Genomic DNA, 21,444 nt, shown 5'->3' with positions numbered 1-21,444 from the left:
CCCCCCCCCCCGGCGCCCGGGGGGTGCCCCCGCCCCCCCCCCCCCCCCCCCCCCCCCCGCCCCGGCCCCCCATCGCCGAGAGTTGTTGCGATCCAGGCGCGGAGCGTCACGAGTCGGGCACGACGGCGGGTCGACGCGGTGTGCGCGGCGTACCGTCATGTTCTGACGTCAGGCGCATTGGGGGAGGTTCGGCGGGATTCGAAGCACCGCATCGCCGCACGTCACGACGAATCCGACGTTGCCACCCGAAGGCGTGTGTGCCATGCGATCTGTGCGTGTGCTGGTCTGCTCGATAGCGCTGCTCTGTTCCCTCGCCGCGGGTACCGCCGCGGCCGATCCGCCACCGGCGCCGGGCATTCCGGTGCCGCACCCGGGATTCCTGCCCGATCTGCAGCAGTGGATCGATCAGGTGCTGCCCTCGCCCATCCAACCCTCCGGCGGTGCCGCCGATCCCGAGGCCGAACTCGCCGCCCTGCGCGCCGCGGTGCTGCCCGCCGAGGTCGGTGACCCGATGTTCGATCAGTGGCCGGCGAACCTGGCCGATTACGGGCCGGGCGAGATCATCGAATACCGCGACATCGCCGCCACCGCCGCGCCACTCACCCTGGTGCCGCTGCGGTCGGCGACGCTGCTCAAGTTCCGCACCGACGACTCCCAGGGCAGGCCGTCGTTCGCGACGGCGACCCTGCTCGTGCCCGCCGCCGACTGGACCGGACCCGGCGATCGGCCGGTCCTCGTCAACAACCTGCCCATCGACGCGTTGGGCCGCGACTGCACGCCGGGATACACCCTGGCGCACGGCCTCACGCTGCATTCGAGCATGACCGAGTTCTTCCCGCCGACCACCCAGCTGGCGGCGCTGCGGGGCTACGCGGTGCTGGTACCCGACCACGAGGGCCCGCTGATGGCCTACGCCGAGCCCTATGTCGCCGGGCACGCGGTGCTCGACGCGATCCGCGCCACCCGCGGCCTCGACCCGACGGCGTTCGGCGACAGCAGGTTCGCGATGACGGGTTATTCCGGCGGCGCCATCGCCACCCACGGCGCGGCGAAGCTGATCGACAGTTACGCGCCGGAACTGGCCGACGCGATCGTCGGCGCGGCGCTGGGCGGCGTGCCCGCCGATTTCGAGATCCTCTCGCGCAGCATGAACGCCAATCTCGCCTCCGGGATCTTCATGGCGGCGACGTTCGCGATCGGGCGCGAGCGCCCCGAAATCCTGGCGGCGATGAACAATCTCGCGCGGTGGGTGGCCACCTCGGTGATGAAGGACCAGTGTGTGAGTGTGTTCGCCGTTCCCGGCGTGTTGCACCTGCCGATCGACGTGGCCGCGAACATCCCCGACCCGCTGCGTTCGGAACTGGCCACGAAGATCTATGAGATCACCCGGATGTCGGGACTGCGTTCGGCCACCCCGCTCTACATCTACAACGGCGAGCAGGAGTTCTGGATCCCCGCCGCCGGTGCCCGGAAACTGTACGACGAACAGTGCTCGCTCGGCGCGAACGCCGTGTACCGCAGTGTGTTCGGCGAGCACGTGATCGGCGCGGTGACCGGGTACCCGGAGGCGATGCTGTGGCTCGACGACCGATTGCGGGGTGTTCCGGCGCGCAGCGAATGCTGAGCGTCAGGCGGCGGCGCGATAGGTGCGCGCGACGAGTGCGGAGCGCAGGTACCACAGGCCCGACGGCTGGGTCGGATCGAAACCGGTGAGCTGACCGATCCGCTTGAGCCGGTAGTCCACGGTGTTGGTGTGCACGTGCAGCACCCGGGCGGTGCGCTGCCGGTTGAGATTGTTGGCGATGTGGCGCTGCAGCGTCTCGAGCAGTTCGGGGTACTGGTCCAGCGGGTCGAGCAGCGAACCGAGGAACTCGCGGCCGGGGCCGGGGCGGGTGAGCTGATATTCCAGCGCCAGCTCGTCGAAGCGGTACAGGCCCGAGGTCACCTCGAGGCGCTGCACCATGTCGAGCAGCTCGTGCGCCTGGTCGGCGGCGTCGGGGACCCCGGTGGTCGAGGTCTCCACCAGGGCCGCGGTGATGCCGACCTGGGCGGCCTGTGACAGCTGGGCCACGAGCGCGGCCAGCCCCTCCCGATCGAAGGTGTCGGCGGGAATGAGGACGGTGCCGCCGTCGACGCTGAGCAGCGACAGTGCCGTGTCGCCACACCGCTTGGCCAGCTCGGCCTGCACCCGGCGCAGCTTGCGGCGGGCCACGACCTTCGTGTCGAGCGCGGGATTGGCCTCCTCGCGGTGCGGGGGGATGGCCAGGGCCAGCACGGCGTAGGACTCGGCGATGGCGATGCCGCATTCCCGGGCCATCGTCGAGGTGCTGTGCCCGCCGAGCAGCGCCGAGGTGAGCGTGTGCACGGCGGTGTGGTGTTCGCTGACGACCCCGCGCAGTTCGCGGACGTAGGCCAGCGACACCTGGGCGGTGATGGTGTCGAGCATCTCCATCACCATCTTCACGCCGTCGACCAGGTTGTCGTAGTCCTTCACCGAGGCGTTGGCGACGACCAGGTCCAGGCCCATCTTGAAGCCCTCGGCGATGGAGTGGTGGATGGTGTCGATCGGCACGCCCTCGCGGGCCCAGCCGCTGGCGGCGTCCTGCAGGCGCTGCAGTTTGTTCGGGATGTCGCGGCCGTCGAGCATGCTCACGGCGAACTCGAGGCAGATGCGGGTGATGGTGGTGACGTCACCGGAGATGGCGTCGCCAGGCAGCGTGCCGCAGGGCACGACATTGGCGACGAAGTGGCCGACCATTTGCCTGGAGAGCGTCCGGACATCTTTCAACGGCGACGACATCGGCTGACCGGAGATGGTCAGCGATTGCCGAGGTCGATTGTCGACCGACATCTGAATTCCCTTCACCCGAGTACTGCTCACCCCCGTTGTCCAGCGACTTCACCCTAGCCAACCGGCGGCGATGCCGGAATGGAACATCAGGTTCTGGGGTGCCGACGCGCGCATCGCGGGCCCACGTGGTGACCGGTCACAAGTCTGGTCCCCGGCTATGAGTGGTTGTAGAGTTCTCCGCGCCGGAACGAACCGATAGGGGCACCACCATGCGACCTGCCGTCCGTTGTCTGGTCTGGGAACTGGACGAAACCCTGTGGGACGGTGTGGTCCACGACTCGACCAGCACCGCGCTGCGCCCCGAGGCGCTGCGGACGCTGACGAAGTTGAGCGAGCGCGGGGTGCTGCACGCGGTCGCCGCGCGGGGCGATCGCGCCCGGACGCTGCGGACGCTCTACCGGCACGGCCTGTACGAGATGTTCTCGGCGGTCGAGGTGGGGTGGGGCCGCAAGTCGGCCTCGATCGTGCGGATCGCCGACACCCTCGGACTCGGGCTGGAGGCGATGGCCTTCCTCGACGCGGAGCCGGTGGAACGGGCCGAGGTCTCGCGGGCGCTGCCGATGGTGCGCTGCTATGCCGCCCGCAACGTCGACATGCTGCCGTTGCTGCCCGATTTCCGCCACGACCTGCGGTCGGACCGGTTGCCCACGCCGCCACTGGGCTTCGCGCGCGTCCCGGCGCTCTGACGCTGCGGGCGATACGCGGACGCATCGTCTGCCGACACGCACTCGCCGCGATCTTGCATCGAGTGCCGAAACGTCCATGGTTCAGGGCTGTTCCGAGTCCAGCGCCAGAGTGAGTCCCGCCAGCCGGTCGGGGTCGGCCACCACGTCGTAGGCGGTGATGAGCCCCGCGCGCACGGTGAACGTCACCGCGAACACCGGCCTGCCCTCGGCCGCCACCACCAGGCCGGGGAGCCCGTCGACGAGGAGCGCCACCGCGTCACGCGAGCGCTGCCGCAACGCGACCGCGCCCTCGGCGACCCGGGCGGCGCCGCGGACCAGCGCCGCCATCCCCGGCGCGAGGGCCGCGGGATCGGCGGTGCGCACCACGTCCGGGGCGAGGACGGCCAGCAATCCGGCCAGGTCACCCTCCCGGGCGGCGTGCAGGAAGGCCGCGACCGCGCGGCGGTGCGCTGTCAGTTCGACCGCGTCCAGCCGGGCAGGCGCGTGCACGCGCGCCCGCGCGCGGCTGGCGAGTTTCTTGGCCGTGGCCGGTGTCCGCCCCAGCATCGGGGCGAGGTCGGCGAACGGCACGGCGAACAGATCGTGCAGCACGAACGCGACGCGTTCCTCGGGACCGAGTGCGTCCAGGACCACCACCATGGCCCGCCCGACCGCGTCCGCCAGCAGGGCCTCGTCCTCGGGATCGACGCCGCGACCGGTGGCGACCGTGCCGATCGCCGCCGCGTCGGTGGTCTCCGCCCGCCGCGTGCGGGTCCGCAGCGCGTCCAGGCAGATCCTGGTCAGGACCGTGGTCAACCAGCCGTCGAGGTCGCCGATCTCGGTGGCGGCCCCACGATCCAGCCGCAGCCAGGTCTCCTGGACCGCGTCGTCGGCCTCGGCGGCCGAGCCGAGCAGCCGCAACGCCAGCCCGCGCAGCCGCGTGCGTCGCTGCTCGAACGCCGTGGCCAGCGAATCCGCGCGCATCGGTCACCTTTCGGTCGGCCCGTTCGTCAAGGAAGACAACGGCACTTGCCGTCGCTCACCGTAGACCGGAGGAACCGTCCGATGCATACCGTCTTCGTCGTCGTCACCGTGCTCGCGGCCGTGGCCGCGCTGGCCGCCGCCGCGATCGATGTCGTCCGTGCCGACTGGGTACGCGAGAACATGCGCCACTACGGCGTCGCGCCGTGGACTCTCACACCGCTGGCGGTGATCAAGGCGCTGGGTGGGCTCGGCCTGCTGGCCGGGCTGTTCTACCGGCCGCTGGCGATCGCCGCCGCGGCCGGGCTGGTCGGGTACTTCGTCTGCGCGGAACTGACCGTATTGCGGGCACGCTGGTACAGCCACCTGGGCTATCCGCTGCCGTATCTGCTGCTCGCGGCGGGCGCCCTGGCCGCTGCGCTGGTGTGAAGCCGGTGGTGGGGGGGGGGGGGGGGGGGGGGGGCGGGCCCCCGGGGGGGGGCGCCGCGCGCCCGCGGGGGCGCGCGCCCCCCCCCCCCCCCCCCCCCCCCCCCCCCCCCCCCCCCCGCGGGGGTCAGGACCCGGCCAGGATGAAGTCCGCGGCCTGCTCGCCGATGAGGATCGCCGGCGCGTTGGTGTGGCCACGGATGATCAACGGCATCACCGAGGCGTCCGCGACGCGCAGGCCCTCGACACCGCGCACCTTCAGTTCCGGGGTGACCACGCTGGCCGCGTCGGTCCCCATCCGGCAGGTGCCCACCGGGTGATAGAGGGTGTGCGAGAACTGCTCGAGGGACAGCGCCATCGTCTCCTCCAGATCGTCCGGCGCCTGCGGCGGGTAGATCAGCGGGCCGAGCGCGCTCTTGAGCGCGGGTTGCTCGGCCAGACCGGCGCATACCCGCAACCCGGCCAGCAGCGCGGCGCGGTCGGCGCCCTCGGCGTCGGACAGGTACCGCGGATCGATCACCGGCTTGGCCGTCGGATCGGCCGAGGCCAGCCCGATCCGGCCGCGGCTGCGCGGACGCAACAGGATGGCGCCCAGCACGACACCGTGCTCGGTCGCCTCGACCAGCCCTTCGTGGTAGAACGGCGCCGGCGCGTAGATGAGCTCGAGGTCGGGATGCTCGAGGTCGGGTTCGCTGCGCACGAAGCCGTACGCCTCACCGACATTGGAGGTGAGCATCCCGCGATGCCGGACCAGGTAGTTGATCAGTTCGAGCGGCTTCTCCGCCGCGAACAGCGAATCGCCGTCGACGCTGTAGCCGAGGGCGGTGATCAGGTGATCCTGCAGATTGGCGCCGACCTCGGGGGAATGGGCCACGACCTCGATGCCGTGCTCCTTCAGCTCCTCCCGGTCGCCGATGCCCGAGAGCTGCAGCAGTTGCGGGCTGTTCACCGCGCCACCGCACAGGATGACCTCCTTGGCGGCGGTGACCGTGTGCGTGCTGCCCGCGTGCAGGTACTCGACGCCGACGGCCCTGCTGCCCTCGAAGAGGACGCGGGTGGCCAGTGCCTCGGCGCGCACCGTCAGGTTGGCGCGCTTCATCGCCGGCCGCAGGTAGGCGTCGGCGGTGCTCCAGCGCCTGCCGTCGCGCTGGGTCACCATGGTCTGCGAGAACCCCTCGGGCGCCGGACGGTTCGGCGACTCGAGATCGTGGCCGGCCTGACGCGCCGCCTCGAGAAAGGCGTGGGTCGACGCGCGGGGGCTGCGCTGGCGCTGGACGAACAGCGGCCCGTGTGTGCCCTCGTCGGGGAACTGCGCGTCCTGCACCTTCTCGATCTTGCGGAACTGCTCCACCGCGGCCGCGAAGTTCCACTTCTCGCCGGCGAGGAGCCCCCACTCCTCGTAGTCGGCGCGGAACCCGCGCACCCACATCATCGCGTTCATCGACGACGAGCCGCCGAAGGTCTTGCCGCGCGGCCAGTAGATCCGGCGGTCGCCCAGACCCGGCTGCGGCTCGGTCAGATAGTCCCAGTCGCGTTCGGTGCGGAACAGTTTCGAGAAGGCCGCCGGAATGTGGGCGAACTTGTCGTCATCGGCCGGACCGGCCTCCACCAGCACGACCGTGGTGCCCGGGTCGGCGCTGAGCCGATTCGCGAGCACCGCCCCCGCTGACCCGGAGCCGACGATCACGTAATCCGCGGACGTCCCACCTGCTTGCACTGTCCAACTCCGATCCTGTACTGCTGCTGTCGTGGCCAACTGAACGCACTCCGCGCACGGGTGAAATCCCCGTGCGCACAGCCGGACTCGTGGTCCGGCCCCGGCGTTGCATGCAGCGTACTGACAGTGGCGGCCCGGCGGGTGGGGTGCGGTTCAGTCGGTGCCGGCGGCAGCGGCGGCCTTCCCCGCGCGACGGCCGTAGAAACTGCCGTCACCCAGCGACGCCCCGCTGACGTAGCCGTACGCGCACAGCCCGGACGTACACCGTCCGGCGGCGTACAACCCGGCGATCGGCTCGCCGCTCACGTGCAGGACCCGGGAGTCGAGATCGGTGCGCAGGCCGCCCAGGGTGAAGCCGGCCGTGAATCCGCGCAGATCGAATCCGGCCAGCGGTGGGGTCAGCGGGCGGACCCACTCGGCCTTCTTGCCCAGCAGCGGGTCGCTGCCGTTCTCGGCGTGCCGGTTGTAGGTGGCGACGGTGGTCTGCAGCGTCTGCTCGGGCAGTCCCATCTCGGCCTCGAGTTCGGCGACGGTCTCGGCCACCCACTTGGGCGGGAACCGGAAGAACGGGGTCGCGCTCTCGGTGGCGAGTGCCTCCTCGAGCGAGGTCTCGTCGATGACCAGGAAGGCCTGGTTGTCGTTCTGCAGCAGCGTCGCCTGGCCGATCCGGCCCGGGTAGGTGTCCTCGGTGACGTAGCGCTGACCGCGCCCGTTGACGAGGATGCCGCGCGCCATCATCTGCGGGTCACCGAAGATGGCGACCTCGCTGGCGTCCATGTGCGCCAGCTCGGCGCCCAGCGCCTGCGCCAGCCGGATGCCGATGCCGTCGTGCTCCTCGATGGCGGCGCCGGGCCGCCCGCTCAGCCGCGGGGTGTAGCGATCGATCATCTCGGTGTCGTAGGCGAAGCTGCCGGTGGCCAGCACGACACCGCGCTCCGCGCGCACCGCCACGGTCTTGCCGTACTTGGTCGCCAGCAGGCCGACCACACGGTCCTGCTCGTCGACGATGAGCCTGCGGATGCGCGTGTCGTACTCGACGGCGACACCGAGCTCGGTGACGGTGTCGGCCAGCGGCTTCATCAGCATGTAGCCGCCGCTGCGTTCACCGGTCTTCTTGTTCGCCATCTGCGGCACGTGCCCGCGCGGCGCCGGCTCGGCGATGTCGAGGAACGGCGCGGCGTTCTCGCCGCCGGAGTACATCAGGCCCTCGTCGTGCGGCGGTTCCCAGCCGGGCTCGCCCCAGAACGACTCCTTGAACGGCACACCGCACTCGACGAGCCAGTTGTAGTGCTCGACGCTGCCCGCGCAGTAGTCCTCGATCTTGGCCGTGTCGACGCCGGGCCCCAGGGCCGCGGTGAGGAACGCCGCCATGTTCTCGGGGGTGTCGTCGAATCCGAGCGCCTGCTGCAACGGCGTGCCACCACCCAGGTAGACGAAGCCGCCCGCGAGCGCCGCGGCGCCGCCCCAGCCGCCGGTGCGCTCCAGCACGAGGACCCGCGCCCCCGCCCTGGCGGCTTCGATCGCCGCGCACACGCCCGCGATGCCGTACCCGGCGACCACCACGTCGGCCTCGAAGTCCCAGTTCGTCACATCGTGCGCGCGCAGCGGGCGGACGGTGTCGATCCGGTGGGGTTGCTCGGTCACGGTGCCTCCGGTGCTCGGGTGTGTGTACCGAAATGGTGCCGCCTCCCCGGCGACAAAACAAGAACGTGTTACAGAATTCCCGGACAGCGGGACGCTTGCGCGTCGATCGGGCTCCGGTACGGTGACGATCGAACCGTTACGGGACGAGAAACTGGGGTGTTGGCGTGAGCACGAACGTGAAAGATATTGCGGTGCGGACCCTGAGCGGGGACGACACCACGCTCGGCGCGTTGAGCGGCGATCGGGCCGTCCTGCTGGTCAACGTGGCGTCCAAGTGTGGCCTGACCCCGCAGTACACCGGGCTGGTCGAGCTGCAGAAGTCCTACGGCGAGCGCGGTTTCACCGTCGTCGGCTTCCCCTGTAACCAGTTCATGGGACAGGAACCGGGCACCGCCGAGGAGATCCAGGAGTTCTGCGCGGTCACCTACGGCGTCGACTTCCCGCTGCTGGCCAAGGCCGATGTGAACGGCGACGACCGCCATCCGCTCTACACCGCGCTGGTGGAGACGCCCGCCGCCGACGGCAGCGCCGGCGACGTCCAGTGGAACTTCGAGAAGTTCCTCATCGCCCGCGACGGCACGGTCGCGGGCCGCTTACGGCCGACGGTCACCCCGGACGCGGCCGAGCTCGTCGCCGCGATCGAAGCCCAGCTCTGAGCTACTGCGCGTTCGCCAGCAAGGCGTACTGCGCGGCGGCCTGCTGACGCACCCCGGTCGCCTCCGACCCGCTGACGAACGCGCCGTAGCGCCGATAGCTCACATAGCAGCGCACCACCGCCGGTTCGTCGCCCGCCCGGCGCTCGGCGCAGCGGGCGCCGGGCACGCGCTCGGGCCCGGCGACGGGATGCGCGGCCGTGCTGAGTGTCTCGTGCCAGGTGGCGCCGAAGTCCTGCGCCGCGCTCGCGTCCCGGAACCGGAACAGGTCCGTGGTGTAGGCGTTCGCGACGCTGTCCACGCCGCCGCGGTCCCAGGCGGCGGCGAGTTCGGCGGGCGCGCTCGGGCGGAAGTGCAGACTCGCCCGGCCCGGCCACGCCGCGTACTCGCGGGAGGAGATGGCGATCCGCTGATTGGCCGGACCGGGAATCAGCGTGCGGCGCAACAGATCGTCGGGATCGCGCGGAAGATCCGCGATGCGCTCGGGCGCGGTCGGGGTGAATGTCTCGAGCAGCGGTTTCTGCGCGTCCAGGATCGCGGCCACCCGGCGCGCGAGCGCGTCGATGTCGGGCGTCGGGTGTTGCAGGAACATGCTCACCACGATCTCGCCCTCGGCGAAGATCGCCCCGATGGTCTTCACGCCCGGTCGCCAGTGCGCGTGTGCCGTGGGATGTCCCGGGATCGGCACCGGCTGATTGTCGGGGCTCACCCCGAAATCGGCGGCCGCGAGTTCCCTGGCCGCCGTCTCCGCGGTGGCCGCGCCGGGAAAGCGGAACAGCACGATCCGGGTGACGCGCGCGTCGGTGTCGATCGCGCGGACCTTGCTGTCGAACGCCCGGTCGCCCTCGGCGACGTCGAAGGCCACGATCATCCGATGCCGTTCCAGCGTCGGCAGATTCACATTCGAGATGGCCGAGGCGTCGGCGGCCTTGCGCGGGCTGTCGATGACATCGGTGCCCCAGTCGTGCGACAGCGCCGGGTCGACCTCGTGGGGCAGCACCACCGCACCCGCCATCCGCAGGCCCTCCAGCGTCGCCCCGTCGGTGGGTGCGCGGGCGGCCTCGACGTCGGCGGGGGCGGTCGTGTACTTGCCGACCTCGAGCGTGCGGACATCGATCTCCCCGGCCGTGGCGGCGCCGTCGACGGTGCCGCAGCCGGCGAGCACGACGACCAGCGCGCCGAGTGCGAGGCGCGAGATCACAGGGGCGCGGTGGTGAGCCATTCGTCGATCATCTCCTGATGGGTGCGGCCCTTCCAATACACCTGCAGCAGAACCCGGGAACGGGGCGCGGCGTCGAACCGCACCAGCAGCCAGGTGCCGTCCGAGCCGTTGAACCGGCGCACGGTGATCGCCTCCCCGTATCGGGTGCGCAGCTGTTCGGGGGTACCCGGCGCGAGTGTGCGCACGTACTCGTCGACCGTCCCGGCGTCGCGGTGGTCGAGGACCTGCAGGTTCACCTTCTCCCGGTCGGTGCAGTTGAAGCCGTTGTCCCACACCGCGCCCGGGTTCTTCGTGGCGAAGCTGCACCGCAGCGCGCGGTAGCCCTCGGCGTCGGGGCCCGCCGGGAGCAGATCGGGGAACAGGGCGATCGTCGGCCTGCCCGCCGCCCAGGCGTCGACCGTGGTGGTCGGCGTCGGCGGTGGCGGCGTGGTGCTGGTCGGGTCGCCACCGGTGGTGCCCGACCTGTCGGCGAACAGGACGACCGCGCCGGCGGTGAGCGCCACGGCCAATGCCGCCGCGCCGAGTGACCACGCGGTTCGGTGCCGGGAGGAGGGCCGGGTGTCCGGTGGCGGGGGAGCGGGCGGCGCCGGGGCGACCCCGGTGGCCAGCACCGTCGACGCCGCGGCGACCATCTCACCGCAACTGGCGAACCGATGCGCGGGATCCTTCGCCATCGCCCGCGCGAACACGGAGTCCAGCGCGGCGGGCAGGCCGGTGCGCGCGCTGATCGGCGGTACCGGTTGCATCAGGTGGGCGCCGATCAGCGCGCCCGCGTTTGTCGCGGTGTACGGTGGCTGCCCGGTGAGCAGGTGGAACAGCGTGCACGCCAGCGAATACTGGTCCGAGCGTGGGCCGAGCGGTCGTCCGTCGAGCTGTTCGGGCGCGGCGTAGCGCAGCGTCGCCACCAGCGAGCCCGTCTGCGTGAGCGCGGTGCCCTCGTCGACCGCCTTCGCGATCCCGAAATCGGTGAGCAGGACCTGCTGCGCGCTCACCCCGGCCGCGCTCTCACGCAGCAGGATGTTGGCCGGCTTCACGTCGCGGTGCAGCAACCCGGCCGCGTGCGCGTGGTCGAGCGCGTCGGCGGTGGACCCGGCGATGTGCAGGGCCCACTCGGGGGCCAGCGGCCCACCGCGTAGCACCGTCTCGACATCGCTGCCAGGGACGTACTGCATCGCGATCCACAGTCGTCCGGCTTCGGACCCGCGATCGTGGATGGCGACGATATTGGGGTGATCGAGCCGTCCCGCGAGTTCGGCCTCACGCTCGAACCGGCCGCGGAACAGCGGGTCCGCGGCGACCGAGGAGTGCAGCAGTTTGAGGGCGACCACGCGCGGCAGCCGCGGATGCCGCGCCGCGTACACACTGCCCATCCCACCCGACCCGAGCACCCGCTCGATGCGATAACCGGCGAAAACGACACCGGCCTGGAGCTCGTGCATGACGATCACGCTAACGCACGGCCGCCGACCCCGCGGTCGCTGCACGGGGCCGGCCGGATCATCCGATCATCGGCGGGTGCGCCGCACCGCCAGTGCCGCGAACACCGCCGCCACCGCCGAGGTGCCCGCCGCCAGCAGCTGGACCGCCTGTACGGCACCCACCGCCGAGGAGGTGACCACGGCGAAGAACACCGAACCGAATACCGCGATCCCCACGACCACCCCCAGCTGCACGCTCGTCACGAGAATGCCGCTGGCATCGGCCGCCAGCGTCATCGGCACCGTCGCCAGCGCCCTGGTCATCAACGGGCTGAACGCCAGTCCGGTACCGAGCCCGAGCAGCGCCAACGCCAGTGCCGCCGCGGGGCCGAGGGCGGCGCCCTCGCGCAGCAGTACCGCCAGCCAGGCCGGTGCCACCGCGCTCAGCAGCAGCCCGCCCGGGATCATCGCGGAGTGCCAGCGCCGCGGGAGCCGGTCCCAGTAGAGGCCGGCCAGGGCGAAGGTGACGCCCATCGGCAGGAACTGCACACCGGCACGCAGTGCGCTGTAGCCGAGTTCGCCCTGCAGGTGGATCGCCGTGGCGAACAGCCAGCCGCCGAAGCTCGTCATGATCAGCAGCAGCGTCGTGGCCGTCAGCAGCAGGCCGGGCGCGGCGAGTACCCGTGGCGAGAACAGCGGCTCACCGCCGCGTGCGGCCACCCGGCGTTCGATTCCCGCGAACACCGCGACACCGAGCGCGCCCGCGCCCGCACACAGCCACGTCCACGCCGGGTAGCCGAGTTCCCGGCCCAGCACGAGCGGCACGACCAGCAGCAGCACGGTGGCGGTGAGTGTCAGGAGGCCGGGCAGATCCAGGCGGCGCTCGGTGCTCGGCGGGGTCGCGGGCAGCACCCGGGGCGCCACGACGAGCAGTGCCGCGCCGATGGGCACGTTCACCAGGAACACTCCGCGCCAGCCGCTGCCGGCCAGGTCGGCGTCCACGATCAGTCCGCCGAGGATCTGCCCGGCCACCATGCCGCCGGAGATGATCGCCGCGTACAGGCTCAGCGCCCTGGCCCTGGCCGCCCCGGTGAAGGTGCGCTGGATCAGGGTCATCACCTGCGGCACCATCGCGGCCGCGCCCGCGCCCTGGGCGAAGCGGAACACGATGAGCGAGACCGCGTCCCAGGCCAGACCGCAGGCGAGCGAGGCGACGGTGAACACCGCGAGCCCGGCCAGGAACGCCCGCCGCTGGGTGACCCGGTCACCGAGGCGCGCGCCGCTGATCAGCAACACCGCGTAGGCGATGACATAGCCGGCCACGATGAGCTGCAACGCCGCGCCCCCCGTGCCGAGATCGGCGCGGATCGACGGGATGGCGACATTGACGATGGCGGCGTCGAGCACCGCCATGAACTGGCCGGTCAGGATCACGACGAGCACGGCAACGGCCCGCCTGCCCGCCGGGGCTTCGAACGCCGGTGGGGGCGTGATGGTCTGGGTCATGCCCTGATCGTGACCGCGCCGCCCGGCACCGACCAGGAGTCCGTCGACACGGGTATCACCACCACCCGGCTACGGGCGACGAGCGGGATAGCTTCTGTACCAACGGAAACGATGCTCTAGGCTGATTTCGTACAGTCGGTCCAAGTCCGGAGGCGCCCGATGTCGCAATCCTCTGCCGCCTACCCCAGCTCAGTTCCGGTCGGGGTGGACACCACACGCGCGAGTATCGCGCGTGTCTACGATGCCGCGCTCAACGGCAAAGACAACTACGAGGTCGATCGCGAGGTGCTGGCCCAGGTCCGCACGGTCGCGCCGCAGGTCAACGATCTCGCGTGGGCGAACCGCGATTTCCTCATCCGCGCGTGCCGGTTCCTGGCCAAATCGGGTATCGACCAGTTCCTCGATCTCGGTTCCGGTCTGCCGACCGCGGAGAACACCCACCAGGTGGTCCAGCGGGTGAACCCGCAGTCGCGAGTGGTCTACGTCGACAACGACCCCTCGGTGCTGGTGCACGCGCAGGCGCTGCTGGCCAGCAACAGCCGCACCCGCATCGCCGAGGCCGACATCTTCCGGCCGCTCGAGGTGCTCGGCGACAAGACCGTGCGCAACGAGATCGACTTCACCCGCCCGCTGGCGGTGTTCCACATCGGCACCCTGCACCACTACCTCGGTGACGACGGGCCCGCGCTGATGCAGACCTACATCGACGCCCTGCCGTCGGGGTCGTTCGTGGCCATCGCCCACTTCTACGACCCGCAGACGCCGGAGTACACCGAGCTCGCCCGCAAGATGGAAGAGAAGTTCATCCACAGCCCGATGGGCAGCGGCCGCTTCCGCACCAGGGACGGGATCCAGGCCATGTTCGGTGATCTCGAGATGATCGAGCCCGGCCTGGTCCGCTGCGACGACTGGTGGCCCGACGGACCGCACCTCACCCCGCTCAACGCCGTCCGCAACTGCATCGTCGGGGGCATCGGCCGCAAGCGCTGATCGAGCAGCCGCCGCGTCAGGGCAACGGGATCGTCATGTCGGTCGCGCCGAGGAGTGGGTACCCGGGCACCAGCGACCGACGGTCCGTCCACTCGCGTGGTCGGTGAGCCGGCCCGGCCTCGGTCGCGTGCGACCGGAACAGCCGGTGGCACAGCTCATCCCGGGCGGCGACGAGAGGAGTTCGATCTCGTGGAGGACATTCTTCGGCCGCTGATCGTCGTGGTCGCGACCGTGGCGGTCACGGTGCTGGTGCGGTTCGCGATCGACCGGCTGCTGCGCGTCAGCGCACGCCGCGGGTCGGGTGGGCAACTTCCGCTGTCGCTGCGGCGCGCACAGCTGCCGCTGCAGGTCCTGCTCGGCGTGGTGGTCCTGCACGCGGCCGCTCCGCTGGCGGAGCTGGATCCCCGCCACGACACCGTCGTCCGGAACGTCCTGGGCGCGGCGGTGGTCCTGGCCGCCGCGTGGCTGGTGGTCCGGGTGGCCGATCTGGTCGCCGAACATCTCCTGCGCCGCTACGCCGAGCGGACCAGGGAGATCTCGCGGGTGCGGCAGCTGCGCACGCAATTCGGCCTCGTCCGCCGCGTGGTGACCTCACTGCTGGTCGTGACCACCGCGGCGGTGGCGATCCTGTTGCTGTTCCCCGGCCTGCGCACGCTGGGAACCTCGCTGCTGGCCTCGGCGGGCGTCATCGGCATCGTCGCCGGCATCGCCGCGCAGTCGACCCTGAGCAATCTCATCGCCGGTCTGCAGATCGCGTTCGGCGATTCCGTGAAGATCGGCGACACCGTGGTCGTGGAAGGCGAATGGGGCACCGTCGAGGAGATCAGCCTGGCCTTCCTCACGGTCCGCATCTGGGACGATCGCCGACTCACCATGCCGGTCTCCTACTTCAACAGCAAGCCGTACGAGAACTGGTCGCGCGGCGGCCCGGAAGTCACCGGCACCGTCCTGCTGCACCTCGACCACAGCACCCCGGTACCCCTGCTGCGCGAACACCTCGACGCCTACCTGCGCACCCGCCCCGAGTGGGACGGCCGCAGCGCCAGCCTCCTGGTCACCGACAGCACCCCGACGAACATCGTCGTCCGCGCCGCGATGTCCACCCCCAACGCCGACGACGCCTGGACCCTGCGCTGCGCGGTCCGCGAGGAACTCCTCGACTGGCTCGGCACCCACCACCCCCACGCGCTGCCGAAGATCCCCACCTCGGTCGTCACGGCTGACGACCGCGCACTCTCGGGCGCGGCGCCCGATCGCCGCGAGGTACCAGCGCGCTGATCCACCGACGCGCACGAACGGCGCTCGGCCTCTGCTCGGCTACCCTCGATCAGATCGAGGCGGGTGGCCGGGAGTGATGACCAGGGGAGGGCGGCCGAATGGATTCGACCAGCGACGGAACGGCATTCACCCAGTGGCAGGTGGGCGAAGTGGTCGCCGACCTGTATGTGGTCAGGGAGGTGATCCGGACCGGGGGCATGGGTCTGGTCCATCGGGTGTGGCACCGCGAATGGGACCTGGACCTGGCGGTGAAAACGCCCCGCCCGGAATTGCTGCGTTCGGCTGCGCACCTGCGCAACTTCGAGGCCGAAGCCGAGGCCTGGGTCGGGCTGGGCGTCCACCCGAACACCGTGTCGTGTGCCTACGTGCGTCGCCTGCAGGGTGTTCCGCGGGTCTTCGCGGAGTGGGTCGACGGCGGCAGCTTGGCCGACGCGGTGCGCGATCGTCGGTTGTACGACGGCGAGCCACGGCAGGTGACGGGCAGACTGCTCGATATCGCGATCCAGTTCGCGTGGGGGCTCGCACACGCGCACGAGCAGCGACTGGTCCACCAGGATGTGAAACCGGCGAACGTGATGCTCACCGCGGCCGGCGGGGTGAAGGTCACCGACTTCGGATTGGCCACGGCGCGGGCGGCCGCGGGAGAACTGCCGCGTGACCAGCCGGGCCCGAGTGTGGTGGCCGGGTTCGGCGGGCTGACCCCCGCCTATTGCTCGCCGGAACAGGCTGCGGCACTGTGGAATCCGGCCGCCACTCTCGGGCGGGCCACCGACGTCTGGTCGTGGGCGATCAGCGTCTGGGAGGTGTTCGCGGGTGGGCCGCCGTGCAGATATGGGCAGGACGCCGGGCGCGCGTTCGCGTCCTTCCTCGCCGACGGGCGTCCGGCGTCCTCCGGGATACCCGCGCTGCCGACGGAATTGGCTGATCTCCTGCGTCGCTGCTTTACCACGGACCCGGCCGACAGGCCCCGGAACATGGCGGCACTGGCCGACGAACTGATCGAGATCTACACCGCGTCGACCGGCAGCCGATACCCACGGCCGACGCCGAACGCGACCGAGTTGCTGGCGGACAGCCTGTCGAACCAGGCGCTGTCGCTGCTCGATCTCGGCCGGTCCGACCGCGCCGAACTACTGTGGCGCCAGGCGCGCGCGGCCGATCCGCACCACCTCCAGACCATCTACAACCAGGGCCTGCTGCATTGGCGGACCGGACAGCTGACCGACAACCGGCTCGTCGCCGACCTCGAAGCGGTCCAGGCCGACCGGCCCACCGATCCGGCGGTCGCGCACCTGCTCGGTGCGGTGCACCTGGAACGCGGCGACAGTGCCGCGGCGGGCACCCAGTTCGCCGTGGCCGCCCGCCACGCGCCACGCGACAGCGCGCTCGCCGCCGCCGTCGCCGCGGCGGCCGCGCGAGTGCCCGAGGATCCCGGGCCGATCTCGCTGGACGGCCACATCCTGAAGGTCTACTCGGTCGCGATCAGCGCGGACGGCAGAACCGGGGTGACAGGCGACGCGGAGGCCGTCATCCGGGTGTGGGACCTGGATACGGGAAGCTGCGCGCGCGTGCTCGCCGTTTCCCAGCAGGGTCCGCCGTTCCTGCACGACCTGGCCGTGGCGGTGAGCGGCGACGGTACTCGTGTCGTCGCCTTGGTCATGGGTGTCGGCGACACCGTGCTCGAGGTCTGGGATGCCGCATCCGGGCGGTCACTGCATCGCATCGACGTCGCCGACGTCATATCGGTCCCGGTCACCGACGTGCCCGGCAGTCTCGGCGCGGCCCTCGCGGTGGACACCGCCGGATCACTGGCGGCGACGTCGTTCCCGGGCAACGGCGGTGTCCATGTGTGGGATCTGGCCAGCGGCCGGCTGTCGCGCACCCTGCGCGCGCCCTCCCGATCGGAGAGTTTCGTCCGCGGTGATGTCGCGATCACCCCCGACGGCACCGACGTATGGAGTTGGGACACCATCGATCTGGCCACCACGGTCTGGGAGGTCGGAACCGGCGAACTGGTCGGCGAGCTGCCCGGCCACGTCGGTACCGCACTCGGGCCCGACGGGCGCCTCGCCCTGTCGCGATTCGTCGAACACCGGGCACAGTGGTACCAGGGCTCCGCCGAACACCTTCTCCGGCACGCCGATTCCGCGGTGCTCGAGTGGTCGAAATCGCTCGACCCGCAGTGGTTCACCTCGCCGTGGGTCATCGACGCGAATGCCCGGATCGCCGTGTGCGGCGGAAGCCGGTCGACGCCGAACGTCGTCCGCGTGTGGGATCTCGACCGGGGCCGCTGCCTGCGCACGATCGACGCGGGCACCGCGCGCGTCGCGCTCCACCGCACCGAAGACGGTGCGATCGAGTACTTCGACGAAACCGAGCCGGTCCAGGTCGGCGAGCTCGCACTCAGCGCGGACGGCTCGGTCGTGCTCGCGGGCGGTGCGTCCACCGTTCAGGTGTGGCGGCTCGGCTCGGCCGGTCCCGCGGCACCGTGGAGCTACGCGCGCCCGCGCGACACCCTCGAACTCTCCGCTGAGGCCGACCAGGTGAGCGCGGCCCTGGCGAGGGTGGACTCGTTGCTGGCCGACCGGCAGTGGGCGCGGGCCGCGGAACAGATCAGGCAGGCGCGCGAGGTGCCCGGCTTCGCACGGCACGCGGAACTGCTGGATCGCTGGTGGCAGGTCGCACCGCAGGGGGAGCGAACCACCTTGCGCGGGGCGTGGGCGGCGCACCAGCTCGACTTCGTGTATTGGGGCAGCCTCGAGCTCGGCGCGGGCGACCGGCTTGTCCTCCGCGACGCCGACGGTGTCGGTCGAGTGGTGGACCTCGCGTCCGGTCGGCACCTGCACTCGCTGAGAGCCGGTGCCATCTCGCAGATCCGGTGCGTTGCCGAGGGAACTACGGCCTACACCCTCTCGGAGGACGGCTCGGTGCGGGTGTGGGAGGTCGACACCGGTGCGTGCCTGCGGGTCATGCCCGGTGCCGGCGCGGAGATCGACATGTTCGCCGTCTCGCCGTACGGGGGCAGCGTCGTCGTGCGTGATGCCACCGAGATGCGGGAGTGGGACATACTGGGCAATCGATGGCGCCGGATCACCCGCGTCCGCGGTTCCGCGGCGGCCGAATACTCCGGCTCCAGCGTTGACGGCCGATACCTGGCGACGCTCGACATCCACGGCGAGCAGCTCCGATTCTGGAAACTCGACAGGGGCCGCTGCCTGCGGACCGTGCGCTGCCGCCCGGCGAACATCGCGGGCAGCGTCGTCCTCACGACGGCCGGGGTCTCGGCGTTCGTCGCGGTGCGATCGGCCGAGATCGAGGTGTGGGACATGACGAGTGGCCGGAGCCGGCTTCGCCTCATCGGCCACACCGCGCCGGTGGACGTCCTGGCCGCGAGCGCGTCGGGCCTGCTGCTGCTCTCGGCGGGCAGGGACGACGCCGTGCGCCTGTGGGAGACCGACAGCGGGCGATGTCTGCGGGTGCTGACCGGTCACCCCGACCGGGTCACCGCCCTCGCGCTGAGCCGGGACAGCAGGTTCGCGGTGACCGGCGGTGCCGACGGCACGCTGCGCGTGTGGGACCTGCACACCGCGCGCTGTCTGCGCACCCTCGAAGGTCATACCGCTTCGATATCGAACATCTCGGTGACACCGAACGGCCGATTCGTCGTCTCCCTGGGCCTCGACGTGACGGTGCGGATATGGGAACTCGACTGGGAGCACACATTCGCTTGATCGTCGTGGTGCCGGCTCGCCGGTACCGGCGAGGTCGATGCGCGAAAACGGAATCCGCGCCGGTGACGGGGCTACCGTGGACGCGAGGAGAGGATGGTTGCGATGTATCCGCCCGGCCCCCGAATTCCCCGGATTCTGCAGACGATCCGGTATGTGCAGGCGCGAGAACGGTTCTTGACGGCCGCGACCCGCCGCTACGGCGACACCTTCACCGTGCGAATGGTGCCGCCCTATGCCCACCACCTCGTCGTGTTCACCCGGCCCGAGCACATTCGCGAGATCTTCGCCGCCTCCCCGGCCGACCTGCACGCGGGGGAGAGCAACGGCATCCTGCGCCCGCTCCTCGGTGACCATTCCGTCCTGATCACCGACGAAGCCGAACATGCCCGCGCCCGCCGTCTGCTCATGCCCGCCTTCGCCGGGTCCGCGCTGGTCGAATACCGCGCCATGATCGAGCAGATCGCCGCCGCTCGGGTCGAAGCCTGGACGGTGGGCACCCCGGTGCACAGCCTGGACGCGATGACCGAGATCACCCTCGACGTGATCGGCGAGGTGGTCCTCGGCGTGGCCGATCCACGCAGGCGTGCGCTGTTGGGTGCGCCGATGCGGAGAATCACCGACATCGCACCGCTCACGCTGCTCGGCTCGCGTTATCCACGCCTGCAGAAGTACGGACCGTGGCAGCGCTTCGCCCAGGACAAGGCGCGCCTGGACGAGTTGCTGTACGCCGAGATCGACGAACGCCGCACCGCCGGTGCGGAATCGGGCACCGACGTCCTGTCCCGGCTGCTGGCCGCGGGCTCGGACACCGATGCCCCGCTCAGCTCGGCGGAACTGCGCGATCAGTTGGTCACCCTGCTCGTGGCAGGCCACGAGACCACGTCCTCGGCCCTGGCCTGGGCGCTGCACGAACTCGCGACCGACCCCGAACAGCAGGAGCTCGCTCGCCGGGCCGCGCTCGACGGCGACACCGCCTACCTCGAAGCCGTGATGAAGGAAGCGCTGCGCTACCACTGGGTGATCGGCGGTGTCGTCCGGAAACTGACCCGTGACATGACGATCGGCGGCCACGAGCTGCCCGCCGAGACCGTTGTCGCGGCCTCGATCCTGCTTGCGCACAGGCGGCGAGAGGCCTACCCGGACGCGGTGTTCCGGCCGCAACGGTTCCTCGACGGCAGCGTCGCACCCAACACCTGGCTGCCCTTCGGCGGCGGCGTACGGCGCTGTATCGGTGCGGGTTTCGCCTTGATGGAGGGGGCGGCGGTGCTGCGGGAGATCCTGCGTCGGCACACCCTGTCGCTGCCCGCGGGCGCCAGCGCGGCGGGCCGGGTCCGCAACATCACCCATGTGCCGGTGCACGGTGCGCCGATCCTGGTGAGCTGAGCCCTGAAACGGGTACCAGTACCACCTGGATACCTGGATCCGGTTCGGCGACGATGGGTCGATGAGTGAAGTGGTCGACATGCGCGCGGTGCGTACCGAGCGGCGGGCACAGCTCGGCGCGTTCCTGAAGTCCCGGCGCGCCAGGATCGCACCGGGAGATGTCGGGTTGCCGCCGGGGCCGCGCAGGCGCACGCCGGGGCTGCGGCGCGAAGAGGTCGCGCAGCTGTCGGGGATCGGGGTCACCTGGTACACCTGGCTCGAACAGGGCAGGCCCATCAACGCCAGCGTGCAGGTGCTCGACGCGGTCGCGCGAACACTGTGTCTGGACCCGGTGGAGAAGGCGCATCTGTACCGGCTGGCCGATGTGCCGACGGTGCCCAGCGCCGCGGCGCAGACGGTGATGCCGCCCGGCCTGCCGATGATCCTCGACCAGCTCGGCCCCCTGCCCGCGGCGTTGCTGAGCGCGAAATACGATGTGCTCGCCCACAACGACGCCTATCGGGCGCTGTGCCCCGGGTTCACCGACGGGGAACGCAATGTGCTGCGCCGGGCGTTCCTGACCCCGGAATGCTGTAACCCCTACGAGCACAACGACGCCGACCTGCGCCGGATGGTGGCCTACCTGCGCGGCGCCTACGTCCGGCACCTCGACGATCCCGCCTGGCAGCGTCTGGTGGAGGAACTGTGCGGCGCGAGCGAGCTGTTCGCCAGACTGTGGGCCAGCAACGATGTGGCCGTCCCGGCGAACATCGTCAAGGTGATCCAGCACCTGGCGATCGGGTCCATCTCGATGCACATGACGAGCATGTCGCTGCCGGTGATCGAGGGCGCGTGGATCCAGATCTTCACCCCGGTCGACGACATGGCCGCGGCGAAGCTGGCGAAGTTGCTCGCGATGCCCGACGAGGAGCGCCGCCGACCATTCACCGAGCACATCCGGCAGGCCCACGCGGCTGGCTGACCTGCGGAGATGATCAAT

Annotated in this window: 16 protein-coding genes; 9 read left to right on the top strand and 7 right to left on the bottom strand. The window is 70.9% G+C overall.

Translation table 11 applies throughout. The features are described 5' to 3' along the window. Window positions 1-262 precede the first annotated feature (262 nt). Window positions 263-1,624 carry a lipase family protein gene (locus tag QH270_RS08615; RefSeq protein WP_280339999.1) on the top strand — a complete coding sequence of 454 codons (1,362 nt, stop codon included), beginning with the start codon at window positions 263-265 and terminating at the stop codon, window positions 1,622-1,624. 3 nt (window positions 1,625-1,627) lie between these two features. On the opposite strand, the gene QH270_RS08610 is transcribed toward QH270_RS08615, so the two are convergent. Continuing rightward, a complete protein-coding gene (locus QH270_RS08610) occupies window positions 1,628-2,851 on the bottom strand; it encodes a PucR family transcriptional regulator (protein ID WP_280339998.1) in 1,224 nt (407 codons plus the stop codon). Between the two features lie 209 nt (window positions 2,852-3,060). Between QH270_RS08610 and QH270_RS08605 the strand changes: the two genes are divergently transcribed. Further along, window positions 3,061-3,537: an HAD-IIIC family phosphatase gene (locus QH270_RS08605; RefSeq protein ID WP_280339997.1), complete on the top strand. Its 477-nt coding sequence runs from the start codon at window positions 3,061-3,063 to the stop codon at window positions 3,535-3,537. Window positions 3,538-3,618: 81 nt separating this feature from the next. Here QH270_RS08605 and QH270_RS08600 read toward each other — a convergent pair whose 3' ends face one another. Then, window positions 3,619-4,500: a sigma-70 family RNA polymerase sigma factor gene (locus QH270_RS08600; RefSeq protein ID WP_280339996.1), complete on the bottom strand. Its 882-nt coding sequence runs from the start codon at window positions 4,498-4,500 to the stop codon at window positions 3,619-3,621. An 81-nt stretch (window positions 4,501-4,581) separates the two neighbouring features. Between QH270_RS08600 and QH270_RS08595 the strand changes: the two genes are divergently transcribed. Continuing rightward, window positions 4,582-4,926, top strand: a complete 345-nt coding sequence (locus QH270_RS08595) for a DoxX family protein (protein ID WP_280339995.1) — start codon at window positions 4,582-4,584, stop codon at window positions 4,924-4,926. Between the two features lie 124 nt (window positions 4,927-5,050). On the opposite strand, the gene QH270_RS08590 is transcribed toward QH270_RS08595, so the two are convergent. Further along, complete coding sequence (locus tag QH270_RS08590) at window positions 5,051-6,640, bottom strand: GMC family oxidoreductase (RefSeq protein WP_280339994.1); 1,590 nt, start codon at window positions 6,638-6,640, stop codon at window positions 5,051-5,053. Window positions 6,641-6,793: 153 nt separating this feature from the next. Beyond that, window positions 6,794-8,284 (bottom strand): FAD-dependent oxidoreductase, encoded by a 1,491-nt coding sequence (locus QH270_RS08585; protein ID WP_280339993.1) that lies wholly within the window; start codon window positions 8,282-8,284, stop codon window positions 6,794-6,796. Window positions 8,285-8,448: 164 nt separating this feature from the next. Between QH270_RS08585 and QH270_RS08580 the strand changes: the two genes are divergently transcribed. Further along, window positions 8,449-8,940, top strand: coding sequence for a glutathione peroxidase (locus QH270_RS08580; RefSeq protein ID WP_280339992.1), 492 nt, complete (start codon window positions 8,449-8,451; stop codon window positions 8,938-8,940). 1 nt (window position 8,941) lies between these two features. On the opposite strand, the gene QH270_RS08575 is transcribed toward QH270_RS08580, so the two are convergent. From QH270_RS08575 to QH270_RS08565, 3 genes are all read right to left on the bottom strand, one after another. Further along, window positions 8,942-10,138, bottom strand: a complete 1,197-nt coding sequence (locus QH270_RS08575; protein WP_280339991.1) for a DUF7373 family lipoprotein — start codon at window positions 10,136-10,138, stop codon at window positions 8,942-8,944. Next, complete coding sequence (locus QH270_RS08570) at window positions 10,135-11,598, bottom strand: serine/threonine-protein kinase (RefSeq protein WP_280339990.1); 1,464 nt, start codon at window positions 11,596-11,598, stop codon at window positions 10,135-10,137. The genes QH270_RS08575 and QH270_RS08570 overlap by 4 nt, the downstream gene beginning before the upstream one ends. Before the next feature lie 66 nt (window positions 11,599-11,664). Then, the gene (locus QH270_RS08565; RefSeq protein WP_280339989.1) at window positions 11,665-13,083 is read right to left on the bottom strand and encodes an MFS transporter; all 1,419 of its coding nucleotides are present in this window, start codon (window positions 13,081-13,083) and stop codon (window positions 11,665-11,667) included. Between the two features lie 159 nt (window positions 13,084-13,242). Here QH270_RS08565 and QH270_RS08560 point away from each other — a divergent pair, with 159 nt between their 5' ends. The 5 genes from QH270_RS08560 (at window position 13,243) to QH270_RS08540 (ending at window position 21,426) form a co-directional block, all read left to right on the top strand. Next, a complete protein-coding gene (locus QH270_RS08560; protein ID WP_280339988.1) occupies window positions 13,243-14,073 on the top strand; it encodes an SAM-dependent methyltransferase in 831 nt (276 codons plus the stop codon). 189 nt (window positions 14,074-14,262) lie between these two features. After that, window positions 14,263-15,351 carry a mechanosensitive ion channel family protein gene (locus QH270_RS08555; protein WP_280339987.1) on the top strand — a complete coding sequence of 363 codons (1,089 nt, stop codon included), beginning with the start codon at window positions 14,263-14,265 and terminating at the stop codon, window positions 15,349-15,351. A gap of 98 nt (window positions 15,352-15,449) precedes the next feature. Beyond that, window positions 15,450-19,082 carry a WD40 repeat domain-containing serine/threonine protein kinase gene (locus tag QH270_RS08550; protein WP_280339986.1) on the top strand — a complete coding sequence of 1,211 codons (3,633 nt, stop codon included), beginning with the start codon at window positions 15,450-15,452 and terminating at the stop codon, window positions 19,080-19,082. Between the two features lie 93 nt (window positions 19,083-19,175). Then, window positions 19,176-20,465, top strand: a complete 1,290-nt coding sequence (locus QH270_RS08545) for a cytochrome P450 (RefSeq protein WP_280339985.1) — start codon at window positions 19,176-19,178, stop codon at window positions 20,463-20,465. Between the two features lie 61 nt (window positions 20,466-20,526). Beyond that, on the top strand, window positions 20,527-21,426 hold the full coding sequence (locus tag QH270_RS08540; RefSeq protein ID WP_280339984.1) for a helix-turn-helix transcriptional regulator: 900 nt from the start codon (window positions 20,527-20,529) through the stop codon (window positions 21,424-21,426). Window positions 21,427-21,444: the final 18 nt, after the last annotated feature.

Source organism: Nocardia neocaledoniensis (assembly GCF_029868625.1).
GTDB classification, from domain to species: domain Bacteria; phylum Actinomycetota; class Actinomycetes; order Mycobacteriales; family Mycobacteriaceae; genus Nocardia; species Nocardia neocaledoniensis_A.
This window is presented reverse-complemented; position numbering and strand designations above follow the sequence as displayed.

What these genes read in the sequence shown, in the direction of transcription:
- QH270_RS08570 (WP_280339990.1), bottom strand. Translation starts at nt 11,598, where the DNA reads ATGCACGAGCTCCAGGCCGGTGTCGTTTTCGCCGGTTATCGCATCGAG.
- QH270_RS08550 (WP_280339986.1), top strand. Translation starts at nt 15,450, where the DNA reads ATGGATTCGACCAGCGACGGAACGGCATTCACCCAGTGGCAGGTGGGC.
- QH270_RS08545 (WP_280339985.1), top strand. Translation starts at nt 19,176, where the DNA reads ATGGTTGCGATGTATCCGCCCGGCCCCCGAATTCCCCGGATTCTGCAG.
- QH270_RS08610 (WP_280339998.1), bottom strand. Translation starts at nt 2,851, where the DNA reads ATGTCGGTCGACAATCGACCTCGGCAATCGCTGACCATCTCCGGTCAG.
- QH270_RS08605 (WP_280339997.1), top strand. Translation starts at nt 3,061, where the DNA reads ATGCGACCTGCCGTCCGTTGTCTGGTCTGGGAACTGGACGAAACCCTG.
- QH270_RS08540 (WP_280339984.1), top strand. Translation starts at nt 20,527, where the DNA reads ATGAGTGAAGTGGTCGACATGCGCGCGGTGCGTACCGAGCGGCGGGCA.
- QH270_RS08595 (WP_280339995.1), top strand. Translation starts at nt 4,582, where the DNA reads ATGCATACCGTCTTCGTCGTCGTCACCGTGCTCGCGGCCGTGGCCGCG.
- QH270_RS08615 (WP_280339999.1), top strand. Translation starts at nt 263, where the DNA reads ATGCGATCTGTGCGTGTGCTGGTCTGCTCGATAGCGCTGCTCTGTTCC.
- QH270_RS08560 (WP_280339988.1), top strand. Translation starts at nt 13,243, where the DNA reads ATGTCGCAATCCTCTGCCGCCTACCCCAGCTCAGTTCCGGTCGGGGTG.
- QH270_RS08565 (WP_280339989.1), bottom strand. Translation starts at nt 13,083, where the DNA reads ATGACCCAGACCATCACGCCCCCACCGGCGTTCGAAGCCCCGGCGGGC.
- QH270_RS08600 (WP_280339996.1), bottom strand. Translation starts at nt 4,500, where the DNA reads ATGCGCGCGGATTCGCTGGCCACGGCGTTCGAGCAGCGACGCACGCGG.